The sequence below is a fragment of the Halorubrum ejinorense genome, assembly GCF_039522565.1.
Classification (GTDB): Archaea; Halobacteriota; Halobacteria; order Halobacteriales; family Haloferacaceae; genus Halorubrum; species Halorubrum ejinorense.
In genome coordinates, this window is sequence record NZ_BAAADQ010000002.1 from 398,359 (window position 1) to 419,101 (window position 20,743).

The 20,743-nt window shown below is 70.4% G+C and carries 17 protein-coding genes and 1 pseudogene; 13 read left to right on the forward strand and 5 right to left on the reverse strand.

From position 1 onward, the window contains the following. Window positions 1-85 precede the first annotated feature (85 nt). The 3 genes from ABDZ89_RS04150 (at window position 86) to ABDZ89_RS04160 (ending at window position 4,456) form a co-directional block, all read left to right on the forward strand. Window positions 86-1,252 (forward strand): thiolase domain-containing protein, encoded by a 1,167-nt coding sequence (locus tag ABDZ89_RS04150; protein ID WP_343776905.1) that lies wholly within the window; start codon window positions 86-88, stop codon window positions 1,250-1,252. Then, a complete protein-coding gene (locus ABDZ89_RS04155; protein WP_343776907.1) occupies window positions 1,249-1,686 on the forward strand; it encodes a Zn-ribbon domain-containing OB-fold protein in 438 nt (145 codons plus the stop codon). The genes ABDZ89_RS04150 and ABDZ89_RS04155 overlap by 4 nt, the downstream gene beginning before the upstream one ends. A 79-nt stretch (window positions 1,687-1,765) precedes the next feature. Next, on the forward strand, window positions 1,766-4,456 hold the full coding sequence (locus tag ABDZ89_RS04160) for a hybrid sensor histidine kinase/response regulator (protein ID WP_343776909.1): 2,691 nt from the start codon (window positions 1,766-1,768) through the stop codon (window positions 4,454-4,456). 27 nt (window positions 4,457-4,483) lie between these two features. On the opposite strand, the gene ABDZ89_RS04165 is transcribed toward ABDZ89_RS04160, so the two are convergent. Then, window positions 4,484-5,254 (reverse strand): VOC family protein, encoded by a 771-nt coding sequence (locus tag ABDZ89_RS04165; protein WP_343776912.1) that lies wholly within the window; start codon window positions 5,252-5,254, stop codon window positions 4,484-4,486. Window positions 5,255-5,433: 179 nt separating this feature from the next. On the opposite strand from ABDZ89_RS04165, the gene ABDZ89_RS04170 reads away from it, so the two are divergent. From ABDZ89_RS04170 to ABDZ89_RS04195, 6 genes and pseudogenes are all read left to right on the forward strand, one after another. Then, window positions 5,434-6,399 carry a UbiA family prenyltransferase gene (locus ABDZ89_RS04170; RefSeq protein WP_343776914.1) on the forward strand — a complete coding sequence of 322 codons (966 nt, stop codon included), beginning with the start codon at window positions 5,434-5,436 and terminating at the stop codon, window positions 6,397-6,399. Between the two features lie 127 nt (window positions 6,400-6,526). After that, window positions 6,527-8,307, forward strand: a pseudogene (locus tag ABDZ89_RS04175) (histidine kinase N-terminal 7TM domain-containing protein). A 30-nt stretch (window positions 8,308-8,337) separates the two neighbouring features. Then, window positions 8,338-8,778: an EamA family transporter gene (locus ABDZ89_RS04180; protein WP_343776915.1), complete on the forward strand. Its 441-nt coding sequence runs from the start codon at window positions 8,338-8,340 to the stop codon at window positions 8,776-8,778. 138 nt (window positions 8,779-8,916) lie between these two features. Continuing rightward, the gene (locus ABDZ89_RS04185) at window positions 8,917-10,419 is read left to right on the forward strand and encodes an MATE family efflux transporter (RefSeq protein ID WP_343776995.1); all 1,503 of its coding nucleotides are present in this window, start codon (window positions 8,917-8,919) and stop codon (window positions 10,417-10,419) included. A gap of 192 nt (window positions 10,420-10,611) precedes the next feature. Continuing rightward, window positions 10,612-10,905 carry a DUF6199 family natural product biosynthesis protein gene (locus ABDZ89_RS04190; RefSeq protein WP_343776916.1) on the forward strand — a complete coding sequence of 98 codons (294 nt, stop codon included), beginning with the start codon at window positions 10,612-10,614 and terminating at the stop codon, window positions 10,903-10,905. A 222-nt stretch (window positions 10,906-11,127) separates the two neighbouring features. Continuing rightward, the gene (locus ABDZ89_RS04195; protein ID WP_343776917.1) at window positions 11,128-11,553 is read left to right on the forward strand and encodes a universal stress protein; all 426 of its coding nucleotides are present in this window, start codon (window positions 11,128-11,130) and stop codon (window positions 11,551-11,553) included. A 153-nt stretch (window positions 11,554-11,706) separates the two neighbouring features. Here ABDZ89_RS04195 and ABDZ89_RS04200 read toward each other — a convergent pair whose 3' ends face one another. Next, window positions 11,707-12,348, reverse strand: a complete 642-nt coding sequence (locus tag ABDZ89_RS04200) for a type 1 glutamine amidotransferase (protein WP_343776919.1) — start codon at window positions 12,346-12,348, stop codon at window positions 11,707-11,709. A gap of 40 nt (window positions 12,349-12,388) precedes the next feature. On the opposite strand from ABDZ89_RS04200, the gene ABDZ89_RS04205 reads away from it, so the two are divergent. After that, window positions 12,389-13,999, forward strand: a complete 1,611-nt coding sequence (locus ABDZ89_RS04205) for a SufS family cysteine desulfurase (protein WP_343776920.1) — start codon at window positions 12,389-12,391, stop codon at window positions 13,997-13,999. A gap of 118 nt (window positions 14,000-14,117) precedes the next feature. Here the strand turns inward: ABDZ89_RS04205 and arcS are convergent, their stop codons facing one another. After that, window positions 14,118-15,926 (reverse strand): archaeosine synthase subunit alpha, encoded by a 1,809-nt coding sequence (arcS, locus tag ABDZ89_RS04210; protein ID WP_343776921.1) that lies wholly within the window; start codon window positions 15,924-15,926, stop codon window positions 14,118-14,120. A gap of 120 nt (window positions 15,927-16,046) precedes the next feature. On the opposite strand from arcS, the gene ABDZ89_RS04215 reads away from it, so the two are divergent. Next, window positions 16,047-16,526, forward strand: coding sequence for a pyridoxamine 5'-phosphate oxidase family protein (locus ABDZ89_RS04215; RefSeq protein WP_343776923.1), 480 nt, complete (start codon window positions 16,047-16,049; stop codon window positions 16,524-16,526). Between the two features lie 72 nt (window positions 16,527-16,598). Continuing rightward, on the forward strand, window positions 16,599-17,879 hold the full coding sequence (locus ABDZ89_RS04220; RefSeq protein WP_343776925.1) for an amidohydrolase: 1,281 nt from the start codon (window positions 16,599-16,601) through the stop codon (window positions 17,877-17,879). A 29-nt stretch (window positions 17,880-17,908) separates the two neighbouring features. Here the strand turns inward: ABDZ89_RS04220 and ABDZ89_RS04225 are convergent, their stop codons facing one another. Continuing rightward, entirely contained in the window at window positions 17,909-18,373 is a 465-nt protein-coding gene (locus ABDZ89_RS04225) for a Rieske (2Fe-2S) protein (RefSeq protein WP_343776927.1), read from the reverse strand. A gap of 30 nt (window positions 18,374-18,403) precedes the next feature. Continuing rightward, on the reverse strand, window positions 18,404-19,774 hold the full coding sequence (locus ABDZ89_RS04230; RefSeq protein ID WP_343776929.1) for a geranylgeranyl reductase family protein: 1,371 nt from the start codon (window positions 19,772-19,774) through the stop codon (window positions 18,404-18,406). 159 nt (window positions 19,775-19,933) lie between these two features. Between ABDZ89_RS04230 and fer the strand changes: the two genes are divergently transcribed. Then, on the forward strand, window positions 19,934-20,734 hold the full coding sequence (fer, locus tag ABDZ89_RS04235) for a ferredoxin Fer (protein WP_343776931.1): 801 nt from the start codon (window positions 19,934-19,936) through the stop codon (window positions 20,732-20,734). Window positions 20,735-20,743 lie beyond the last annotated feature (9 nt).

The following is a 20,743-nucleotide window of genomic DNA, read 5'->3' on the forward strand; positions in this document are numbered from 1 at the left end:
GACCGACGCCGTCTCCCCTCCGACCCGCCGACCGGAACCCCCGCTTCCGGCAGAGCTAAACCGGATCCCCGATCATCGTTCGTGTATGACCGACGTACGCGTCGCCGGGGTCGGGCTCACTCGCTTCGGCAGCCACCCGGAGCGGACCGGCCGCGACCTGTTCGGCGAAGCCGCGTTGCGGGCGTTCGAGGACGCCGACGTCCCGAGATCGGACGTTGAGGAGCTGAACTACGGGAACTTCATGGGAGCGCTCGCGGAACACCAGGGCCACCAGGCGCCGCTCATGGCCGAGGCCGCCGGGGTCCGCTGCCCGGCGACCCGCTACGAGTCGGCCTGCGCCTCCGCCGGCGTGGCGGTCCGAGAGGCGGTCCGAACGGTCGCCGCGGGCGACGCCGACGTCGCCCTCGCGGGCGGGATGGAGCGGATGACGAACCTCCCGACCGACGAGGTGACGGAGGGCCTCGCCATCGCCGCCGACGACCTCTTCGAGGTTCGGGCGGGGGTGACGTTCCCGGGCGCCTACGCGCTCATGGCGAACGCGTACTTCGACGCGTACGGCGGGAGCCGCGAGGACCTCGCGCACGTCGCCTCGAAGAACCACGCCAACGCCGTCCCGAACGAGTACGCGCAGTACCGCAAGGAGGTGTCCGTCGACGAGGCGATGGACGCGCCGCCCGTCGCGGAGCCGCTCCACCTCTACGACGCCTGCCCGATCACCGACGGCGCGAGCGCGCTCGTGATCGTCTCCGAGGAGTACGCGGCAGAACACGACGTCGACGCCCCCGTCGCGGTGACGGGCACCGGTCAGGGGACCGACCGGATGGCGCTCGGCGACCGCGAGCACCTGGCGCGGACGCCGGCCGCCGACGACGCAGCGGCCGCCGCCTACGACGACGCCGGCGTCGAGGCGGCCGACGTCGACCTCGCAGAGGTTCACGACTGTTTCACCATCGCCGAGGTGCTGGCGCTGGAGTCGCTCGGACTGTTCGAACCCGGCGAGGGGATCGCGGCGGCCCGCGAGGGGGTGACGACCGCCGACGGCGACCTCCCGGTGAACCTCTCGGGCGGGCTGAAAGCGAAGGGGCATCCGGTGGGCGCGACCGGCGGCTCACAGATCGCGGAGCTGACCCGACTGCTCCGCGGCGACCATCCGAACAGCGATCACGTCGCCGACGCCGAGGTGGGCGTCGCACACAACGCGGGCGGCACCGTCGCCAGCGCGGTCGTCCACGTCCTGGAGGTGGCGGAATGAGCGACGGAGACGGGGCGGAGGGCGCGGTCCCGGTGGACGCCGACTACGCCGAGTGGCTCGCCGCGCTCGCCGACGGCAGTGGGTTCGCGCTCGTCTGTCCGGACGGCCACGGGTCGCTCCCCCCGCGGCGGGTGTGTCCCGACTGCGGGTCCACCGACCTCTCGACGGAGCCCCTCCGAGAGACCGGGACCGTCGAGACGTACAGCGTCGTCCACGTCCCGTCGCCGCGGTTCGCGGCCGACGCGCCGTACGCGACCGCCGTGGTCGACTTCGGCCCGACGCGACTGACCGGCATCGTCCGCGGCGGCTCCGGAGACGGCGACGCGGACGCACCGCCGGAGGTCGCCATCGGGGACGCGGTCACGGTCGCCGTCGGCGAGCGCGCCACCGACGGCGAGCGACTCGTCGTCTTCCGGCCCGCGACCGAGGAGTGAGGAAGGGAGACCGGAGCGGCCGCGATCGGGGTGGTTCCCGCCACAACGGTTATGTTCCGGTCGTTGATACGTGAGACGTATGACCGACCGCATTCCGGTGCTCCTGGTCGACGACGACCCGGATCTGCTCGCGGTCACCGCCTCGTTCTTGGAACGCGAGACCGACCGGATCACGGTCGAAACCGCCGCTGACCCGACTGCCGGCCTCGAACTACTGGCGGAACGCGACGTCGAGTGCGTCGTCTCCGACTACGACATGCCCGGGCGGAACGGGCTCGACTTCCTCGACGCGGTCCGCGAGCGCGACCCGGACCTCCCCTTCATCCTCTACACCGGGACGGGGAGCGAGGCGGTCGCGAGCGAGGCTATCTCTGCCGGCGTCACGGACTACCTCCGGAAGCGCGGCGGAACGGAGCGGTACGAGCGGCTCGCGAACCGGATCGTCGAGGCCGTCGAGAAGCGCCGGGCCGAGCGAGCGGTCGAGCGGGTCGTCGATCAGTTCCACGCGGTCGCCGAGGGCACGACCGACGCGATCCTGTCGCTCGACGCCGACGGGACGGTCCGCTTCGCGAACCCGGCCGTCGAGTCGGTGTTCGGATACGAGGCGACGGAGTTGGAAGGCGAACCGCTGAGCGCGCTGCTCCCGGAAGGGGCGCCGGTCGATCGCTGGCTGTCGGCAAACGGCGGACCGACCGCCGAGCACGAGGTCCGAAGTCGGGTACGGCGACCCGACGGGAGCGAAGTGCCGGTCTCGGCGTCGCTGGGCGAACTCACGGTCGGGGGCGAGTCCCGAGTCGTCGCCGTGGTACGGGACGAGACGGAGCGCGACAGACACCGGACGTTCGTCGAGCACGCCAGCGACGTGGTCGCGGTGCTGTCGCGCGACTGGCGGTTCCGGTATCTGAGCCCCTCCTGCGAGCGCGTTACCGGCCACACGCCGTCCGAGCTGCTCGGCGAGCGGTCGCTCGATTACATCCACCCGGACGACCGGGAGGCGGTCGAGGCGGCGTTCGGCAGCCTCGACGCCCGCGACGCTCCGACGGCGGAGTACCGCTTCCGGACGGCCGACGGCGAGTACCGCTGGCTCGAGTCCGTCGGGAGCGAGCGAATCGACGCCGACGGGATCGAGGGGTACGTCGTCACCACGCGCGACATCTCCACGCGGAAGGAGCGCCAGCGGACGCTCGGTCGACTCCGGGAGTGGACGCGGGAACTCAACTACACCCGGACCACCGAAGAGGCCGCAGAGCTCGCCGTCGACGCCGTCGACGACCTGATAGACGCCGGCCTGAGCGGGATCCATCTACTGAGCGCGGACGGAGAGAGCCTCCAACCGGCCGCGCTCGGCGACTCCGTGTCGTCGCTGTTCGAATCGTCACCGTCGTACGAACGGGATGCCCCGGCTGGGACCCGGGCGGCGCTGGCGTGGGACGCCTTTCGGGGCGAGGAGTCGTCGGTGATCGACCGGCTCTCCACGTACGGTGACCTCGACGAGGACTCGCCCGCGGAGAGTTTGGTGTTGCGTCCGATCGGCGACCACGGGCTGTTCGTCGTGTCCTCGCCGGACCCCCAGGAGTTCAGCGACACAGACGTGCTCGTGGCCGAGATCCTCTCTAGCCACCTCGAAGCGGCGTTCGACCGGATCGAGCGGGAGAGCCGCGTCGAGCGGCTCCACGGCGCGACTCGAACCCTCGTCGGGGCGGCGTCGCGGGAGGAGATCGCCGAACGGGCGGTCGAGGCCGCCACCGACGTCCTGGGCTTTTCGATCGTCACCGTCCGGATCCACGACGAGGAAGCCGGCGGGCTGGTGCCGATGGCGGTCTCGCCCGAGGCGGTCGAACTGCTGCCGGACCGCGAGACGTACGACCCCGAGGGCGGGAGCCTCAACTGGGCGGCGTTCGAGGCGGGCGAGACCAGGATGTACGATGACATCCGGACGGCCGACGCGCTCGACACCGACACGGCGCTCCGGAGCCTGCTCATCGTCCCGATCGGCGAGTACGGGACGATCGCGATCGGCGAGACGGAAGTTGGGGTGTTCGGCGGCGGCGACGAGTACCTCGCCGGGATCCTCGCGACCGCCGCGGAGACGGCGTTTCAGGCCGAGGCGCGCACCCGTCGGCTGGCCGAACGGACCGCGGATCTGGAGCGGCAGAACGACCGCTTGGAGGAGTTCGCGGGCGTCGTGTCACACGACCTCCGGAACCCCCTCGAAGTCGCCCGGGGTCGGACCGAACTCGCGCGCGAGGAGTGCGACAGCGACCACCTGGACGCGGTCGAGCGCGCGCACGACCGGATGACCGCGCTGATAGACGACCTGCTCACGCTCGCGCGCGAGGGCGAGCCCGTGACCGACGCCGAGCCGGTGGACCTGGGGCAAGTGATCGGTTCCTGTTGGCGGACCGTCGACACGGGCGAGGCGACGCTGCGTGCCGACGCCGAGGAGATGATCCTCGCCGACGAGGGACGACTTAAACAGCTGTTGGAGAACCTGATGCGCAACGCCGTCGAACACGGGGGCGATGACGTGACGATCACGGTCGGGTCGCTGCCGGACGGGTTCTACGTGGCCGACGACGGGCCGGGGATCGACCCGGAGCAGCGCGAGGAGGTGTTCGACGCCGGCTACTCCACCTCGCAGTCGGGGACCGGGTTCGGGCTGCGGATCGTCGAACAGGTGGCCGACGCTCACGGCTGGTCGGTCCGGGCCACCGAAAGCGAGGAAGGCGGTGCGCGCTTCGAGATCACGGGCGTCGAGTCCGCCGCGTGATCGGCGCTACGGGAGGGGCGCGCTCGGTCAGTCGCGCGTGACCAGTTCGACCTCGTGGCCGTCCTGGTCTTTCGTGAACGCGTAGCTGTGGCCACAGGACTCTGGGTCGCGGTAGTCGGGCGCCTCGCGGGTCATCAACGCGTCCCACGCGTCGTCGAGGTCGTCGACGCGCACCGCGACGTGGCCCCAGCCGTCGCCCATGGTGTACTCGCGGCCGTCGTAGTTGTAGGTGAGCTCCAGCTTCATCGCCTCCTCGGCGGCGCCTTCGGGCGCCATGAAGTAGTTCGAGAAGGAGTCCGCCTCCCAGCGACCGGACGGCTGCTCCGCGTACTCGAACTTGCGGGTCCAGTAGCCGAGCGCCTCGTCGGCGTCCTCGGCGCGGATCATCGTGTGGTCGATGCTCCACTTCGCACCGTAGTCGCGCTTGACGATCTCGATCTCGTGACCGTCGGGATCTTTCACGAACGCGTAGCGGTTCCCGCAGGACTCGGGGTCGCGGTAGTCGTCGACGCCCTCGGCCATCAGCTGGTCGTACGACTCCTGAAGCGCGTCTTCGGGGACGCGGACCGCGATGTGGCCCCACGCGTCGCCGACGTCGTAGGTGCGGTCGTCGTGGTTGTACGTGAGTTCGAGGAGCGCGCCGTCCTCGTGTACGTCCTCTGGGCCGAGGAAGACGTTGGTGAACGTGTCGGCCTCCCAGCGGCCCTTCTCCTCGTAGTTCAGGTGCGTCTGATACCAGTCGAGGCTCTCTTCGAGGTCCTCGACGCGGATCATCACGTGATCGAAGGTTCCGTCCATGGGTGTGAGATCGGTCGCTCGGGTCAAAAGCGTACTGAAGCCCGAAGCAGGCACGCGGCGCGGGAGCGGCCGAGCAGATAACAGCCTCATTCGAGTTTTATTAACGCCGTACGGCGTGGATAGATATGGCTTCCGTGCCGATACCGGACGTTCGCCGCCAGACGGCGGCGGACGCCACTATGGCAAACGAACCGACCAGACCGTCCACCCCGGACGGCACAGCGGAGCAGCATCGCTCACAGACAACGCCCCGCGAGGCGAGCGGGATCAGACAGGCGGCCGCGTTCGCCGCGGGCGCGCCCTTCACGGCGGTCGTCGCCGCGCTCGAAGTCGCCATCGCGACGGTGGCGCTCGGCGTCTCGTGGTCGACCGCGCCGGTCGCGGTGGGGCTCGTCGCGTTCGCGGTGTACGCCGCGGACCACGTCGCCGACGCCGGCACCGACGCGGGGTCGATTCCCTCCCGGGCCCGCTTCGCGCTGCGCTACAGCGACCAGTTGATGACCGCCGCGGCGGTGAGCTACGCGCTCGCGGTCGCGCTCGCGGTCACCGCCGGCCCCGCGGCGCTCGGGCTCGTCCTCGTTCCGGGCGCGGTGTGGGTCGGCTACGCCGCCGACTGGTTGCCGGCCGTCGGCGGCCGTGACACGCGGCTCGGCAGAATCACGCTTCCGCGGCTGAAGGAGGTCTTCCTCCTCAACTCCGCTGCGGTCGCGCTCGCCTGGGCGGTCGCCGTCGTCGGTGCCCCGCTCGCGTTCGCCGGGACCGGTATCGAGTCGGCCGGGAGACCCACGGTCGCGCTGCTTTTCGCGTACGTCGCCGTCCGTTCGTTCGTCGACGTCGAGGTGCCGAACGTCAGGGACGTCGCCGCCGACGCCGCACACGGCGTGGCGACGCTGCCGGTCGTGTACGGGGTCGCCCGAACGCGCCGGGCGCTGCTCGGCGTCGACGCGGTCGCCGCCGGGCTGCTGGTGACCGTCGCCGCGGTCGGAACGGTGTCGACCCCGGCGCTGGTAGCGCTCGGTGCCGGCCTCGCCGTCTCGCTGGTCGTCACCGCGGCGTCCCACCGGCTCGACGGCGGGATCCTCGGTGCCGCACCCGACTGTAGCTACCTCGTCGCGGCCGGGGTCCTGTTGGCGCTTGCCGGCTGAGATCGCGTCTTCATCGCGCCGACCGACCGAGAACGGAGGTCGCGGCCGTGGCGGCTCGGAACGCCCGATTTTTGAGTGAGAAAATTAGACCCGATGAGTTATAAACACAATGTGTGTAAAAAACCCTATGGCCGCGCTGAGCACACTTTCTCCCTTTCTGCTCGTCTCGGTGACGGTCGGGTTGGCGGCGGCGATCCTCGCGTGGCGGGAGCGCCCCGAGCCGGGCGCGACCTGGCTCGCGGTGCTGCTCACCGGGCAGGTCTGGTGGGCGACGTTTCTCGTCTTCGAACTGGAGGCCGCCACGCTCCCGGCGAAGGCCCTGTGGTACGACATCCAGTGGGTCGGCGTCGTCGCGATCCCGATCGGGTGGCTGTTCTTCGCGCTGGCGTACACCGGGTACGACCGCTACGTGACCCCCTTCTCTGTGTCGTTGGTCTCCATCCTCCCCGTCGCCACCGTCCTCGTCGCCGCCCTCGGCGACCCCGGGGGCCTGCTCACCGTCGACTACACCGTGCGCGAGACCGCGGTCGGCACGTTCCTCGACGCCACTCCGGGACCGCTGTACTACATCATCGCGGCGTACACGTACCTCCTCGGCGCGGTCGGGTCGGTCCCCCTGCTGCAGCTGATCCGCGACGACGCCCGCTCGTTCCGGGGACAGAGCGCGGCCCTGCTGGTCGGGACCGCAGCGCCGTGGGCCGGTAGCATCGCGTACCTCACCGGCTCGACTCCGATCCCCGGACTCGACCCGACGCCGCTGGTGTTCGCCGTCTCCGGAGTCGCGTACCTCCTCGCGCTCTCGCGGTTCCGGCTGCTGACGCTCGCGCCCGCCCCGCGCCGCCGGGCGCGACAGCTCGTCTTCGAGCAGCTCCACGACCCGGTCTTCGTCGTCGGCACCGAGGGGTTGCTCGTCGATCTGAACGAGAGCGCGGTCGAGACGTTCGGCATCGACCGCCGGGAGGCGATCGGTAGGGACGCCGCGACGGTCGTTCCGAAGTACGACACGGTCCGCGACCCCGACGACGACGGGGACGCGCCGCGTGCGATCCCGATCGTCGGTCGGGACGGGCAGCGCCCGTACGAGGTGACCGTCAGGGACGTGACGGACGACCACGACCGCACGACCGCCCGCGTGATAGCCTACCACGACGTCGGAGCGTACCTCGGCCAACAGCAACGTCTCAACGTGCTCAACCGCGTGTTCCGCCACGACGTGCGGACGGAGACCAACCTCATTCAGGGGTACGCCGAACAGCTGCGGGCGGACCCGGCCGACGAACGCGCCCTCTCCGTCGTCGAGGAGAGCGCGTCGCGCATGCTCGAGCTCAGCGAGCGCACCCGGACCGCCGGCGAGCTGTTCGACCCGACCGAGAAGTCCACGTCGGTCCCCCTCGAGGACGTCATCGACGAGGCGGCCGCGGACGCGCGCTCGCTCGACGCCGACGCGCGGATCGAGGTCGGGTCGGTTCCCACCGTTCGGGTGCCGGTCGTCTTGCGGTCGTCTTGGAGAACCTCTGTTCGAACGCGGTCCGCCACAACGACGCGGAGACGCCGTGGGTGGGGATCGACGCGGCCGTCGCGGACGGGTGGATCGAGGTCACCGTCGCCGACGACGGTCCCGGCATCGAGCCCACCGAGTACGACGTGTTGAAGCGCGGCACGGAGACGCCGCTCCGACACGGGAGCGGGATCGGGCTGTGGATCGTCAAGTGGGGCGTCGACCACCTCGGCGGACGGATCTCGTTCGACGCACGGGACCCCCGAGGCACGACGGTCACGGTGAGCGTTCCGGTCGACCGCGACGGGGCGGGCGGCTCCCAGTGGATCGGCCGTGAGCCGACCGACGGCGACCGGTCGGCCGGCGACAAACCGGGGCACCGGGGGCCGCCCCCGAACGCGGGTCGATAGGCACTTGTCGCCGGCGGGCGACCGCGAGGTATGGACGCCACGGCCACTACGTACCTCCCGTACGCGCTGCTCGCGATGGGCGCGTACGCGCTCGTCTCTCCACTGATGCGCGTCGCCACGACCGGCCCGAACGCGATACCGAGCGACGTCGCGGTCGTCGTGTCGAACACGCTGCTCATCGTGATGGCGGTCGGAGTGATCGCCTACACCGGCCAGGGGTTCACGACGCACCTCGCCTCGCCGAAGTTGGCGCACGTCCTCGCCGCCGGGTTCTTCCTCGGCGTCGGGATCCTCGCGCTGTACCGGTCGCTGTCGCTCGGTCCGGTGAGCGTCGTGACGCCCATCTTCGCGATGTTCCTCGTCTTCTCTTCGGTGATCGGCTTCCTGTTCCTCGGCGAGTCGTTCACCCTTCGCAAGGGGCTCGGGATCGTCTTCGCCGCCGCCTCCGTCTACCTCGTCTCGGGCGCGTAACGGCCCCGAAACCGATTTTCAGGCCGTACGGGCCCCGCCGCCGCGACCGGGAGTCCGCCCGTCGATCCGGCACCCGCTGCCGCGTGACGAAACCCCTTTAGCCGGCAGCGGAAAAGGAGCGCACCCGCAGTGTCCCGCCTGTCGAACCTCCCGAACCCGTTCCGCGCGCTCATCCTCTACATCGGGTTCGCCCTCGCGAAGGTCGGGCTGATCGACCGACACCGCGTGGTTCGGACCACCGACCTCGCGTGGCCGCGGATCGTCACGGGCATCGCTCGGATGTCCAAGAACGCGGTCGACGTGGCGATGGTCGGCGTCGCGGTCGGCACGAGCGCCGTCGCCGGCGTCGGGTTCGCGGGCCCGTACTGGGGGCTCGCGTTCGCGCTCGGCGGCGGCGTCGCCGGCGGCACCATCGCCTTAGTCTCCCAGCGATACAGCGCCGAGGCGTTCGTCGAACTCGGCGACGCCGTCCGGTCGAGCGTCCTCCTCGCGGTCGCGATCACGATCCCCGTCAGCGCGGCGTTCTGGCTGTTCGCCCCCTCGTTCATCGACGTGTTGAGCGGCAACGAACGGGCGATCGCGTTCGGCGCCGACTACCTCCGGATCGTCGGGCTCGGCGTACCGTTCGCCGCGCTCAACCTCGTCGGCAGCCGCGTGCTGGTCGGCTGCGACGACGCCTACACCGCGATGCAGGTGCGGGCGGGCGGCGCGGTCGCGAACATCGTCCTCAGCGCGCTGTTCATCTTCGGGTTCGGCTGGGGCGTCGAGGGCGCCGCGGTCGGCACCGTCCTCTCGAACGTCCTCGCGGTGGGAGGGTTCACGGTCGGACTCGTTCGCGGGAGCGCCCCGCTGATCGGCGAGTTCCCGGTCGCGATCGACCCGGCCGGCTCCTACCTCAACCCCGGAATGTTACGCGACCTCGTCGAGATCGGCGTGCCCGTCGGCGCGCGCAACCTCGTGTGGACCGCCGCCGAGTTCCCCATGCTCGCCATCCTCGACGTGTTCGGCGAGAACACGGTGGCCGCGTTCGTCATCGCCCGCCGCATCTGGGGGATCATGAACACGCCCGGCTGGGGGTTCGGCCTCGCCTCCTCCAGCCTGGTCGGGCAGGAGCTCGGCGTCGAGCGGCCCGACGAGGCCGAGGCGTACGCCCGCGACATCATCCGCCACTCGGTGGCGACGTACGCGGTCTCCGCGGTGCTGATCGCGGTGTTCGCGACCGACATCGTCTCGCTTTTCGCCCAGTCGCCCGACAGCCCGGAGATACCGATCGCCGTCAACCTCGTGTACGCGGCCTGCGCCGCGGTGATATTCCAGGGCGTCTCCGGCGGCGCCGCGGGCCCCCTCGACGCTGCCGGCGACACGAAAATTCCGTTCGCGAGCCAGTTCCTCGGGATGTTCTGCGTGTCGATCCCGCTCGCGTACGTCGGCGCGTACGACGCGACGCCGGCGATCGACCTCCCGCTCGTCGGATTCACCGTCTCGGAGGTCGCGCTCCCCGCGATCGGGCTGTGGGGGCTGTACCTCGCGTTCATGGCCGAGACGACGATCCCCGCCGCGATCAACTACCTGCGGTTCCGCTCCGGGAAATGGAAGGCGATCAGCGAGGCGTACCGCCCGGAGGCGACCGCGGACGACTGAGTCGGGCGAAGAGTCGATCCGCCGTTTCGCGACGCGAGTCGTATGCGGATACCGTACCGGCGAGATAGTATTGTATCAAGAAAACAATTTTCTATGCTAGATGGAACGAGGGACCGAATTTGGACGAGATAGTGTATCCAGTATTGGAGAATGTGGGCAGTATTTATGCGCCAGCGACACCGACGGATCGACGTGAAAGACTGCGAGAAAGGCCGGCTGTTCGGGTCGGCGCTGATACTGTTACAGGGAGTCGTGACGGCGCTGTTCCCACAGGCGAGCGTCCGGCTCACGAAGAAGATGATAGGGAAGAACTTCGACAACGCCTCGGATCTCGAAGCGAAGCCGGCGTACGTCCGGCAGCTGCGCGCGATCGGCGTGGGCATGATCGCCGCGGGCGGGACGGGGCTCCTCCTCGAGGATACGGAGGAGTTGGAGGCCGAACCCTCCGGGCTCGCCGACGCGGCGGGGACCGAAGACGACGAGTGAAGGTATCTCGGGCACGGGCTCCCGGGAGACCGGCCGACGAACGGTTTCGAGTCGGACTCCGCGGGCCCTGACTCGCGTCACTCGTTCGAGAACGACGAGAGAAGTGGGAGGAGTCACTCCGCGCGGCGTTCGACACCGCCCGCCGACCGGCGTTCCGAGACGCTCGGTCGGCTGCCGAGAACGCCCCGCACGCTTTTGTTCGCCCCCTCGGAGGGTACGCTCGTGAACGACGAGCTATTCGAACGCATCCTGATACCGATCGCGGGCCCGGACGACGCCGAGGCCACGGCGCGGGCGGTTCGGCCGCACCTCGACCCGGGTACGACGCTCATCGTGACGCACGTGACGCGGGGCGAGAGCGGCGAGACGACGATCAAGACGGGCCGCGACGAGTTCGCGGGAGCGACCTACGAGACGTTTTTCGACATCCTCCACCGAGACGACCTCCAGTTCGAATGGGTGACGCTCGACGCGCAGGAGGTCGCGACGGCGCTCGTCGACGCCATCGGCATGACCGAGGCGACCCTCGTCGCGTTCACCCCCCGTGACATCGACGCGTGGAAGCGGACGATCACCGGTGACCCCGGAGGCCGCCTCATCCGAGAGGCGGACGTTCCCGTGATGGTGTTCCCGGACCGGCGAGCGTGACGCCCGACCGACGCGCCGGGCCCCCGAGCGGCCGGCCGGCGCGAGAGGACCCCACTGTCGCGGTGACCGCCGCGGTCCCAGGGTGCGGTCAGCGGAGGCGATACCGCGCGTGGCCGGCGCCTCGTCGCCGCTCCGAGGGTGAACCCGCAACCGCTACGATTCGCTCCCGGACGACTCGACGAGCTCCGCGAAGTTGGCGAGCGTTCGGGTGGCGGTGGAGTCCTCGAAGGAGCCGTCGGCCGCATCCCAGCCGTCGTACTCGTCCGCGATTCGGTGGGTGAATTCGGGGTGATACTGGACCGACCAGACCGGCCGGTCGCGGTGTCGAGTGGCGAAGTACTCGTAGTAATCCGCACGCCCGATGACCTCCATCCCGTCGCCGAGTTCCGTCACGACGTCGGAGTGGAGCACTGGCACGCTCGGTTCGACGCCGTCGAACAGCGGCTCGTCGGCGTCGAGTTCGGCGTCGTGGAGCCGGAGGCGGGACGTCCCGCTGTCCGCGACCGCGCCGCCGAGGGCGGCGTTCAGAATCTGATGACCGAAACAGATGCCGAGCGTCGGGACGCCCTCCTCGACGAGCCGGCGCGCGAAGCGCTTCTGGGCCGTGATCCACGGCCGGTCGGGCTCGTCGTGCACGCCGGCCTCGCTTCCGCCGATGACGACGCCGTCCACGGCCTCGAGGCTCGGGTCGCCGTCCTCGTGCGGGTAGCGGTACGCCCGGGCGTCGGGGAGGAAGCGGACTACCTCGTCGGCCATGTACCCGCCGTCGACCGCGTTATCGAGTACCAATATCATCTGGGGTTTATTTAAGATGAGTTGCACTCTTGGTAGCTACATGAGTTTCGATGCCGAGGCGGTCCGTTCGGATTTCCCCGTGCTCGACCGGCGCGTGAACGGGCATCCGCTCACCTACCTCGATAACGCCGCGACCACGCACACTCCCCGCCAAGTGTACGACGTTTTCGAGGAGTTCTACGCGGGGTACAACGCGAACGTCCACCGGGGGATCCACGAGCTCAGCCACGAGGCCTCGCTCGCCTACGAAGAGGCACACGACCGCGTCGCGGACTTCATCGGCGCGGACGGCCGCGAGGAGATCGTCTTCACCAAGAACACCACCGAGAGCATCAACCTCGTCGCGTACGGGCTCAGCCGACACCTCGACGAGGTCGACGAGATCGTCGCGACGGAGATGGACCACCACGCCTCGCTGGTCACCTGGCAGCAGATCGCCAAGCGCACGGGCGCGACCGTCCGCCACGTCCCCGTCACGGCCGACGGCCACCTCGACATGGACGCCGCCCGCGACCTCGTCACCGACGACACCGCGGTCGTCTGCGCGCCGCACGTCTCGAACGTGCTCGGAACGGTCAACCCCGTCGCGGACCTCGCGGCCCTCGCGCACGACCACGACGCGTACGCGGTCGTCGACGGCGCCCAGTCCGCCCCGACGCGGCCCGTCGACGTGGGGGCGATGGACGCGGACTTCTTCGCGTTCAGCGGCCACAAGCTCGCCGGCCCCACCGGCATCGGTGGACTGTACGGGAAACGGGAGGTCCTAGCGGAGCTGGACCCGTTCCTGTTCGGCGGGGAGATGATCCGGAACGTCACGCTCACCGACTCGACGTGGAACGAGCTCCCCTGGAAGTTCGAGGCCGGCACGCCGCCCATCGCGGAGGGCATCGCGCTCGGCGCGGCCGTCGACTATCTCGCGGAGCTGGGGATGGACGCCGTCCGCGACCACGAGAACGAGCTCGCACAGTATCTCCTCCGGGAACTCGCCGAGAGGGAGTTCGTCCGGACGTACGGTCCCGGCGTCGGCGAGGAGCGCACCGGCCTCGTCTCGTTCAACGTCGACGGCGTCCACGGCCACGACCTCTCCAGCCTCCTCAACGACCGCGGCATCGCGATCCGCGCCGGCGACCACTGTACGCAGCCGCTCCACGATCGACTCGACATCCCCGGCTCCGCGCGGGCGTCGTTCTACGTCTACAACACCCGTGCGGACGTCGACCGCCTCCTCGACGTCGTCGACTCCGCGCGCGACAATCTGGACGCGTACCTCGCCTCCGACCGCTACCACGACCTCATCAGCGAACACTACCATCGCCCACGTAACTCGGGCCCGCTCACCGATCCGACGTTCGCGAAGTCCTCCGAAGAGACGACCTGCGGCGACGACGGCGAGTTCCACGTCGCGATCGCCGACGGCCGCATCGAGGAGATCGCCTTCGAAAGCCGGAGCTGTGCGGTCAGCCGCGCCGTCGCCAGCCTCCTCTCGGAGCACCTCGTCGGGATGTCCGTCGGGGAGGTCGCCGACCTCGACGGGTACGTCACCCGTACGCTCGACGCGCAGTACCCCGACCTCCGACGCGAGTGCGTCGAAGGCCCGGAGGACGTCATCCGAGAGGCGGCCCGCGAGTACGTCGAGGGGAACGGCGCGTAGAGCCCTCACCGCGTCGTCCGTCGCCCCTCTCGGACGAGACGGGAGAGTGCCTCGGTGGTGCGGCCGACCCGTCCGGCCCGATCGGCCCGATCGGCCGACCTACCGCTCTCCGGCCCAGTCAGTTCTCGTCGGCGTGCCGGACCTCCACGGCGACCCCGCGCGTCGAGCCCGCCATCTCCGGGCCGGACATCGCCGCGCGGCCGACAGCGAACGCCTTCGGCCCCTCGACGACGACCTCGTCGCCGACTCGGATCCTGTCGTCCGCGTCGACGACGCCGGGCGCGAGGACGGAACCGTGCGGGACGAACGCGTCGATCTCGACGCGTTTCGTCGGCGCGTCGCTCTCGACCCAGCGGCGCGCGCCGTCGAGGGTGAATGAGAGGGTGCCGTACTGCGGAACCATCGTCGCTAACTGCTCGCCAGGTTCCCCCTCGCGGCCCGCGTCGGGGTCGTCGCCCCACACCTGGAGCTTCGGGTAGCGTCCGGTGGTGCGGATATCGGCGCTCGCTCCCGCGTCGCCCCCGAACAGGTCGTCGCCGGCGCCGTCGCCGAGCAGGTAGTCCGCGAGCGCGCGGACGGTGTTGTGCTCGCGCTCCCGCTTGCTGTAGGCCGGCTCGCCCTGGAGCGCGGCGTTCAGCTCGCCGAGCGACTCGTCGGTCGTCGGGTGGTCGACGCAGGTGTACTCGAAGTCGAGGTCGACCGCGGGGTCGCGCTCGACGCGCTCGCAGATCTCGCGGTAGCCGTCCTCGGGGACGTGCGCGATCACGCGGGAGTAGTCGTTGCGTTCGAGGTATCGTCGGAGGACCTCGGCGACGAACTCGATCTCGTCTTCGCTCCAGTCGCCGGTGACCACCGAGTCGTAGTGTTGTGCGGGGTAGGTCGTCTCCAGCTCCTGGGGGACCACGCCGATCGGCGAGGTCATCGAGACGGTGTGGCCGCGCCACTTGACCGCGTCGTGGAACTGGCGGTGGCTCTGGGAGTCGCTGTACGGCTTCGTCGCCGAGCAGGGGACCAAGACGAGCGGCTGGTCGGTGAACCGGTTCCGGTAGCGGCTCGTCACGCGGTCGGCGAACCGCCGGATCTCGACGCGGTCGAGCGTCTCCGCCGAGGCCGCGGTCACCTCGGCGTCGCGCATGAGCGGCGTCCGCTCCTCGAGGTATCCCCACTGGTCGTCGAACTCGCGGAGCGTCGCCGTGAGCCAGCCCTCGTGACGCGCCTGTCCCTCGACGTAGTCGCGCAGGCGGCCGCTTCGGATCCGTTCGCGGACCCGACGGAGTTCGGCGCGGAGCGCGTTCACGTTGTGCTCGGCGCAGTCGGCGCGCGTGAACTCGCCGCGGGGTTTCGCGCAGGCCGGGCAGGCGCACGGCAGCTCCGTGAGGTCTTCGAGGAAGTGGGCCGCGTCGGCGGTGAGGTATCGCCCCTGCGTCCCCTTCGTCCGCGCGAGCGTCGCGTCGACGAGGTCGACGCCGGCGTACGCGAGCACGGCGACGTTCCGCGGCGTCGCGACCCCGGAGAGCCCGAGGGCCGCGTCCGGCGGTAGCGCCGCCTTCGCCCGAACGATCGCGTCGCGGAACGCCTCGCCGTGGCCGACGAACCCCTGCGCGTCGGACAGGAGGTAGGCGTCCGCACCGAGGTCGGCGGCGCCGCGGCTGTCGACGACCGCCGCCGAGGGGAACTCGACGTCGGGGTGGTCGACCGCGAACGACTCGCGCACCTCGTCGCGGGTGCCGGCGGGGAACGACCGGTGCGGCAACACCGTCAGCGCGGCCTCGTCGCCCTCGGGCACCCCCTGCTCGGCGGCCCAGAGGCTGCCGGGGTCGTCGAGGAACGGGTCCGCGAGCGCCGGCGTCGACACGGACTCGGCGAGGCGGAGTTCGCCGAGGCGAGCGGCGCCGTCGCGCTCGTGGACCTCGAAGTAGTCGGTCATACCTCCACTCGCGCGGGGACGGTCAATTCTCTTGTGTTCCGCGGTCGCCGAGCGGGACCCGCCGGCCCGCCTCGACGCGCCCGCCGCAACTGTTAGGCGGCGAGCGACCGTTGCGATCACATGGAACCGACCGGCCCGTGGGACCGCGACCGCGTCGACGACTACCTCTCCGCGGCGCGCGTCCCGGTCCGTCTCGGCTGCCGGACGCCGAGCGACCGCCCGTGGATCGTCTCGCTGTGGTTCGCGTGGGACCCCGACCCCGGTGACGACCCCGACGGTCCGAGCGACGCGATCCGCTGTGCGACCAGCGCGGACGCGGACCTCGTCGAGTTCGTCGGCCACGACGACGAGGTCTCCTTCGACGTGTCGACGAACGACCCGCCGTACATGGGAGTCCGCGGCCGCGGCCGCGCGACGGTCCTCCCCGACGACGACAAAGACCTGCTCCGGTCGCTGCTGGAGAAGTACCTCGGCGGCGTCGACAACCCGACCGGCGAGCGACTCCTACGCCCCGAACGCGAGGAGGTCGAGATCCGGATCCGGCCCGAGCGGCTCCACACGTGGGACTACTCGGGCCGGATGGGCTCGGCCGACGAGTGAGGCGAGGGCCGCGCGACCCCCGTCGCTGTCCGCGGGGCGATCGTTTAAGCGGTCGCCGAGCCACCGACCGGTATGAGCGTTCTCGACGCAGACGAGTACCGGACGTTCCGCCGCGACCTCCACCGCCACCCCGAGCCCGCGTGGCGCGAGTTCTACACCACCGCCCGCATCGTCGAGGCCCTTCGGGACCGCGACCTGACGGCGCTCCACGTCGGGCCCGACGCGCTGGCGACCGACGAGCGCCTGAACGTCCCCGACGACGACGAGCTCGCGGAGTGGGAGACGCGGGCCCGCGAGGCGGGCGCCGACCCGGAGATCCTCGACCGGCTCTCCGGCGGCTACACCGGCTGCGTCGCGGTCGCCGAGCGCGGCGAGGGGCCGGTCGTGGGACTCCGCGTCGACATCGACGCCCTCCCGATCACCGAGTCGGAGTCGGACGAGCACGTCCCGGCCGCCGAGGGGTTCCGCTCCGAGAACGAGGGGTTCATGCACGCCTGCGGCCACGACGCTCACGCGACCATCGGGCTCGCCACGCTCGACGCCGTCCTCGACTCCGACTTCTCGGGCACCCTCAAGGTGTTCTTCCAGCCGGGCGAAGAGCAGGTCGCGGGCGGGAAACCGATGGCCGAGTCGGGCCACCTCGACGACGTCGACTACCTCTACGCGGTCCACGTCGGGTTAGATCACCCCTCCGGCGAGGTCGTCTGCGGGGTCGAGGGGTTCCTCGCGGTGCGACACTTCCTCGCGGAGTTCACCGGCGCGCCGGCCCACGCCGGCGCCCGCCCGGAGGCCGGACGCAACGCGGTTCAGGCGATGGCGGCGGCGGTCCAGAACCTCTACTCCATCCCGCGCCACGCCGACGGCCCAACGCGGGTGAACGCCGGGCTCGTCGGCGGCGGCACGGCGACGAACATCATCCCCGAGGAGTCACACATCGAGGGCGAACTGCGCGGCGGTTCGACCGAGCTGGCCGAGTACATGTCCGACCACGCCGACCGCATCCTCGACTCGGCCGCCGAGATGCACGACTGCGAGGTCGACGTGTCGACGCTGGGCGAGGCGCCGAGCGCGACGAGCGACGACGCCCTCGCCGGGCACGTCCGAGAGTCCGCGGGCGACGTCGCGGGCGTCACGAACATCGTCGACAGCGACGAGCTGGGCGGCTCCGAGGACGCCACGTTCCTGATGAACCGCGTCCAAGAGCAGGGCGGGCTGGCCTGTTACGTCGGCGTCGGGACCGACCACCCCGGCGGCCACCACACGAGCACGTTCGACACGGTCGAAGACGACATCTCGGTCGGCGTCGACGTGCTCGCGGGCGCCATCCGGCGCGTGGCCGAGACGCGGCCGTAGCCGGTCGAGGTCGGCGTCGGCGGGCGCGGTCAGAAAGTCAAGTGCGAGCTCGACGACGGCCCCTCGTCGTCGCCGTCGTCGTCCGGCAGCCCCTCGTAGAGGTACGCGAGGTCGTCGTCGGTGAGGAACACCGCCCCGTCGCGCACGTCGACGTCGATCGAGCGGAGCGTCGTCCCCGCGGCCTCGCCGTCGTCACAGGAGCCCTCGCAGGCGTCGAACGCCGAGCCGTGCTTCGGGCAGACGACGGAGCCGCCCCGCGTGACCGCACCGATTTCCTCGCGGTAGAGCCGCTGGTCCTCGTGAGTACAGCGGTTGATCCACGCGCGGACCGGTTGCCCTTCGCCGTCTGAATCCTCGGGGTCCACTCCGCCGTCCGGCTCGTCGGCGCACGGCACGAGGAACACCTCGCGGTCCGCGTCGCCCTCGCGGGCGGTGAACGCCCACGATCCCCGCTCGCGAACGGTCTCGACCGTCGTGAGTCGGTAGTCGCTCATTGGGTGAGTCGCGGTCGATCGGCCGGCGTCTCAGTACTTCGCGTCGGCGCCGGTCGTCTCGTACACCCGGTCCATGATGGCGTCGCGCTCGCTGGTCCAGTTGGCCATCGCGGCGGGGCTCGTCGGGTACTCCTCGTAGTGGGCGAGCAGCTCGTCGGCCAGCGACTTCGTCTGGTAGAAGTTCCGGATCGTTCCCCAGTAGCCGAAGCTCTTGATCGCGGCCTTCACCTTCAGCCCGAAGGACATCGAGGTCGAGCCCTCGTAGAGCGCCTCCGCGAGCTTCTCACCGGGCAGCGACGCGAGCAGGCCCATCAGGTCGTCGACGTCGACCGCGGTCGAGAGGACGTTGTACACGTCGAGGCCGGCGTAGCGACCGCCGAAGTGGTCCATTACTCTGGTGTTGTAGCGCCAGAGGTTCTCCTCGGTCACGTCGCCGTCGGAGATGGCCTTCACCGCCTGTTCGCCGGCGTACTTGCCCGCGTACGCCGCGCCGGCGATGCCGCCGCCGGTCGTGGGGTTGACGTGGCCCGCGGCGTCGCCGACCGCCATGTAGCCCGGCGCGACCGCCGAGTCGTAGGGGCGTCGGGTGGGCAGCGCGGCGCCGAGTTTGTCCTTGACCTCCGCGCCCTCGAACTCGGGGCGGTTCCGGAGGTCGCGTTTCAGCGCCTCGACCAGCTGCATCGGCTCCTCGTTCATCTGGAAGCCGAGCCCGGCGTTGATCTCGGTCGAGGTCCGCGGGAAGTACCAGAGGTAACCCGCCGCGCGGTCGGTCGCTTTGAACACCAAGGCGTCGTCCCACTCGACCGGCTCGGGCACCTCGACGATCTCGCGGTACGCCGAGCAGAACTGCGAGTAGCGCACGTTCGTGTCGAAGGTCGCGTCCTCGAAGTCGGCCTTGTCCTGGAGCAGCGAGAGCGAGCCCAGGCCGTCGATCACGAGGTCGGACGCGTAGGTGACCGGGTCGCCTTTGCGCTTGGCTCGCAGCCCGGTGACGCGACCCGTGCCGTCTTGGATCACGTCGCTGATCACCGTGTCGTAGTGGAAGTCGACGCCCGCGTCCTCGGCGCCGGCGATGACCTGTCGACCGTACTCCCAGCGGTCGATGACGGCGAGCTCGCCGGGGACGGGGATCTCCAAGATCGTGTCCTCCTGCGGGATCTCGAAGCGGCCGTGGTCGACGCCCGTGTTCGTGAACGCGGGTTCGAGTCGGTCCTTCGGGATCGCCTCGGGGAAGGCGTCGGCGCCCTTCAGTGCGTCGCCGCAGGCGATGTGGCCGGCCTCCTGTTCGTCCTTCCGCTCGACGATGACGACATCGAGCCCCTCGTTCGCGATCGTCGCTGCGGCGTAGCAGCCGGCGGTGCCGGCGCCCGCCACGACCACGTCGTACTCGTCGATATCCATTACCGAAGCGTGTCGTGCGTCCGGCAAAACTCTTTGCTCCCGTTTCGGTCGGGAGTGAGGGGACGGATTTCCGGGCTCACCCCGAGGTCGCCGGGCTCCGTGCGGAAACCTAACTGTTCAGGCTCGCTTATTAACAACGTCCAGACCGGCTTCATGTCTATGGGTCAACTGGAGCAGGTCGACGCAGATCGGCTTCGGGCGTGGCTCCCGGAGGTCCGGTCGGCCGAGACGACCGCGGCGCTGATGATCGCCGTGGCGTACGACAGGGGGATCGGCACGGCGGAGCTCGCCTCGTGGTACGGCCGGTCCGAGGAGTGGATCGTGGAGACGATCGAGGCGCTCGACTCGCCCGGGTTCGCCTCGACGGTCGCCCGGCTCGAAGGGGTCGACATCGAGGCGGTCGCCGACGAGTCGAACCTCGCGCCCGCGACCGTCCGCGGCTGGTTCGACGCGCTCGACGGCGAGCCGGTCGCCGAGGCGGCCGACGTGGTCCGGCGGTACGCCGAGGGGTCGGTCGAGCCGGTTCGCACCGGGTCGCCGTCGACCGTCTACCACCTCGACCGCGGCGCGCTGACCGAACGCGGCTGGTCGATCGACGACGAGGACCTCTTCGAGAAGGCGTCGGAGGCGGACCTCGACCTGCCGGAGTACGGGCGCTTCCTCGTCGAGCCCGGCGAGTCGATCCTCGAGGCCGCGGAGCGCGGCGGTCGGTCGTGGCCGTACGCCTGCCGCGGCGGCGCCTGCTCGAACTGCGCCGTGACCGTCGTCGAAGGCGACGTGGCGATGCCGGGACAGTCAGTGCTCTCGGACGAGCAGATCCGAGAGGCGAACGCCCGGCTCTCCTGCGTCGGCGTGCCGATCACCGACGAGGTCAAGTTGGTGACCGGCGTCGGCGACACGGACGCCTTCGCCGACCTCCGGCTGCCGTCGCCGGCGGACGACGCCGGCGCGTCCGACTGACCGCGAGAA

What these genes read in the sequence shown, in the direction of transcription:
- ABDZ89_RS04150 (WP_343776905.1), top strand. Translation starts at nt 86, where the DNA reads ATGACCGACGTACGCGTCGCCGGGGTCGGGCTCACTCGCTTCGGCAGC.
- ABDZ89_RS04155 (WP_343776907.1), top strand. Translation starts at nt 1,249, where the DNA reads ATGAGCGACGGAGACGGGGCGGAGGGCGCGGTCCCGGTGGACGCCGAC.
- ABDZ89_RS04160 (WP_343776909.1), top strand. Translation starts at nt 1,766, where the DNA reads ATGACCGACCGCATTCCGGTGCTCCTGGTCGACGACGACCCGGATCTG.
- ABDZ89_RS04165 (WP_343776912.1), bottom strand. Translation starts at nt 5,254, where the DNA reads ATGGACGGAACCTTCGATCACGTGATGATCCGCGTCGAGGACCTCGAA.
- ABDZ89_RS04170 (WP_343776914.1), top strand. Translation starts at nt 5,434, where the DNA reads ATGGCAAACGAACCGACCAGACCGTCCACCCCGGACGGCACAGCGGAG.
- ABDZ89_RS04180 (WP_343776915.1), top strand. Translation starts at nt 8,338, where the DNA reads ATGGACGCCACGGCCACTACGTACCTCCCGTACGCGCTGCTCGCGATG.
- ABDZ89_RS04200 (WP_343776919.1), bottom strand. Translation starts at nt 12,348, where the DNA reads ATGATATTGGTACTCGATAACGCGGTCGACGGCGGGTACATGGCCGAC.
- ABDZ89_RS04205 (WP_343776920.1), top strand. Translation starts at nt 12,389, where the DNA reads ATGAGTTTCGATGCCGAGGCGGTCCGTTCGGATTTCCCCGTGCTCGAC.
- arcS (WP_343776921.1), bottom strand. Translation starts at nt 15,926, where the DNA reads ATGACCGACTACTTCGAGGTCCACGAGCGCGACGGCGCCGCTCGCCTC.
- ABDZ89_RS04215 (WP_343776923.1), top strand. Translation starts at nt 16,047, where the DNA reads ATGGAACCGACCGGCCCGTGGGACCGCGACCGCGTCGACGACTACCTC.
- ABDZ89_RS04220 (WP_343776925.1), top strand. Translation starts at nt 16,599, where the DNA reads ATGAGCGTTCTCGACGCAGACGAGTACCGGACGTTCCGCCGCGACCTC.
- ABDZ89_RS04225 (WP_343776927.1), bottom strand. Translation starts at nt 18,373, where the DNA reads ATGAGCGACTACCGACTCACGACGGTCGAGACCGTTCGCGAGCGGGGA.
- ABDZ89_RS04230 (WP_343776929.1), bottom strand. Translation starts at nt 19,774, where the DNA reads ATGGATATCGACGAGTACGACGTGGTCGTGGCGGGCGCCGGCACCGCC.
- fer (WP_343776931.1), top strand. Translation starts at nt 19,934, where the DNA reads ATGGGTCAACTGGAGCAGGTCGACGCAGATCGGCTTCGGGCGTGGCTC.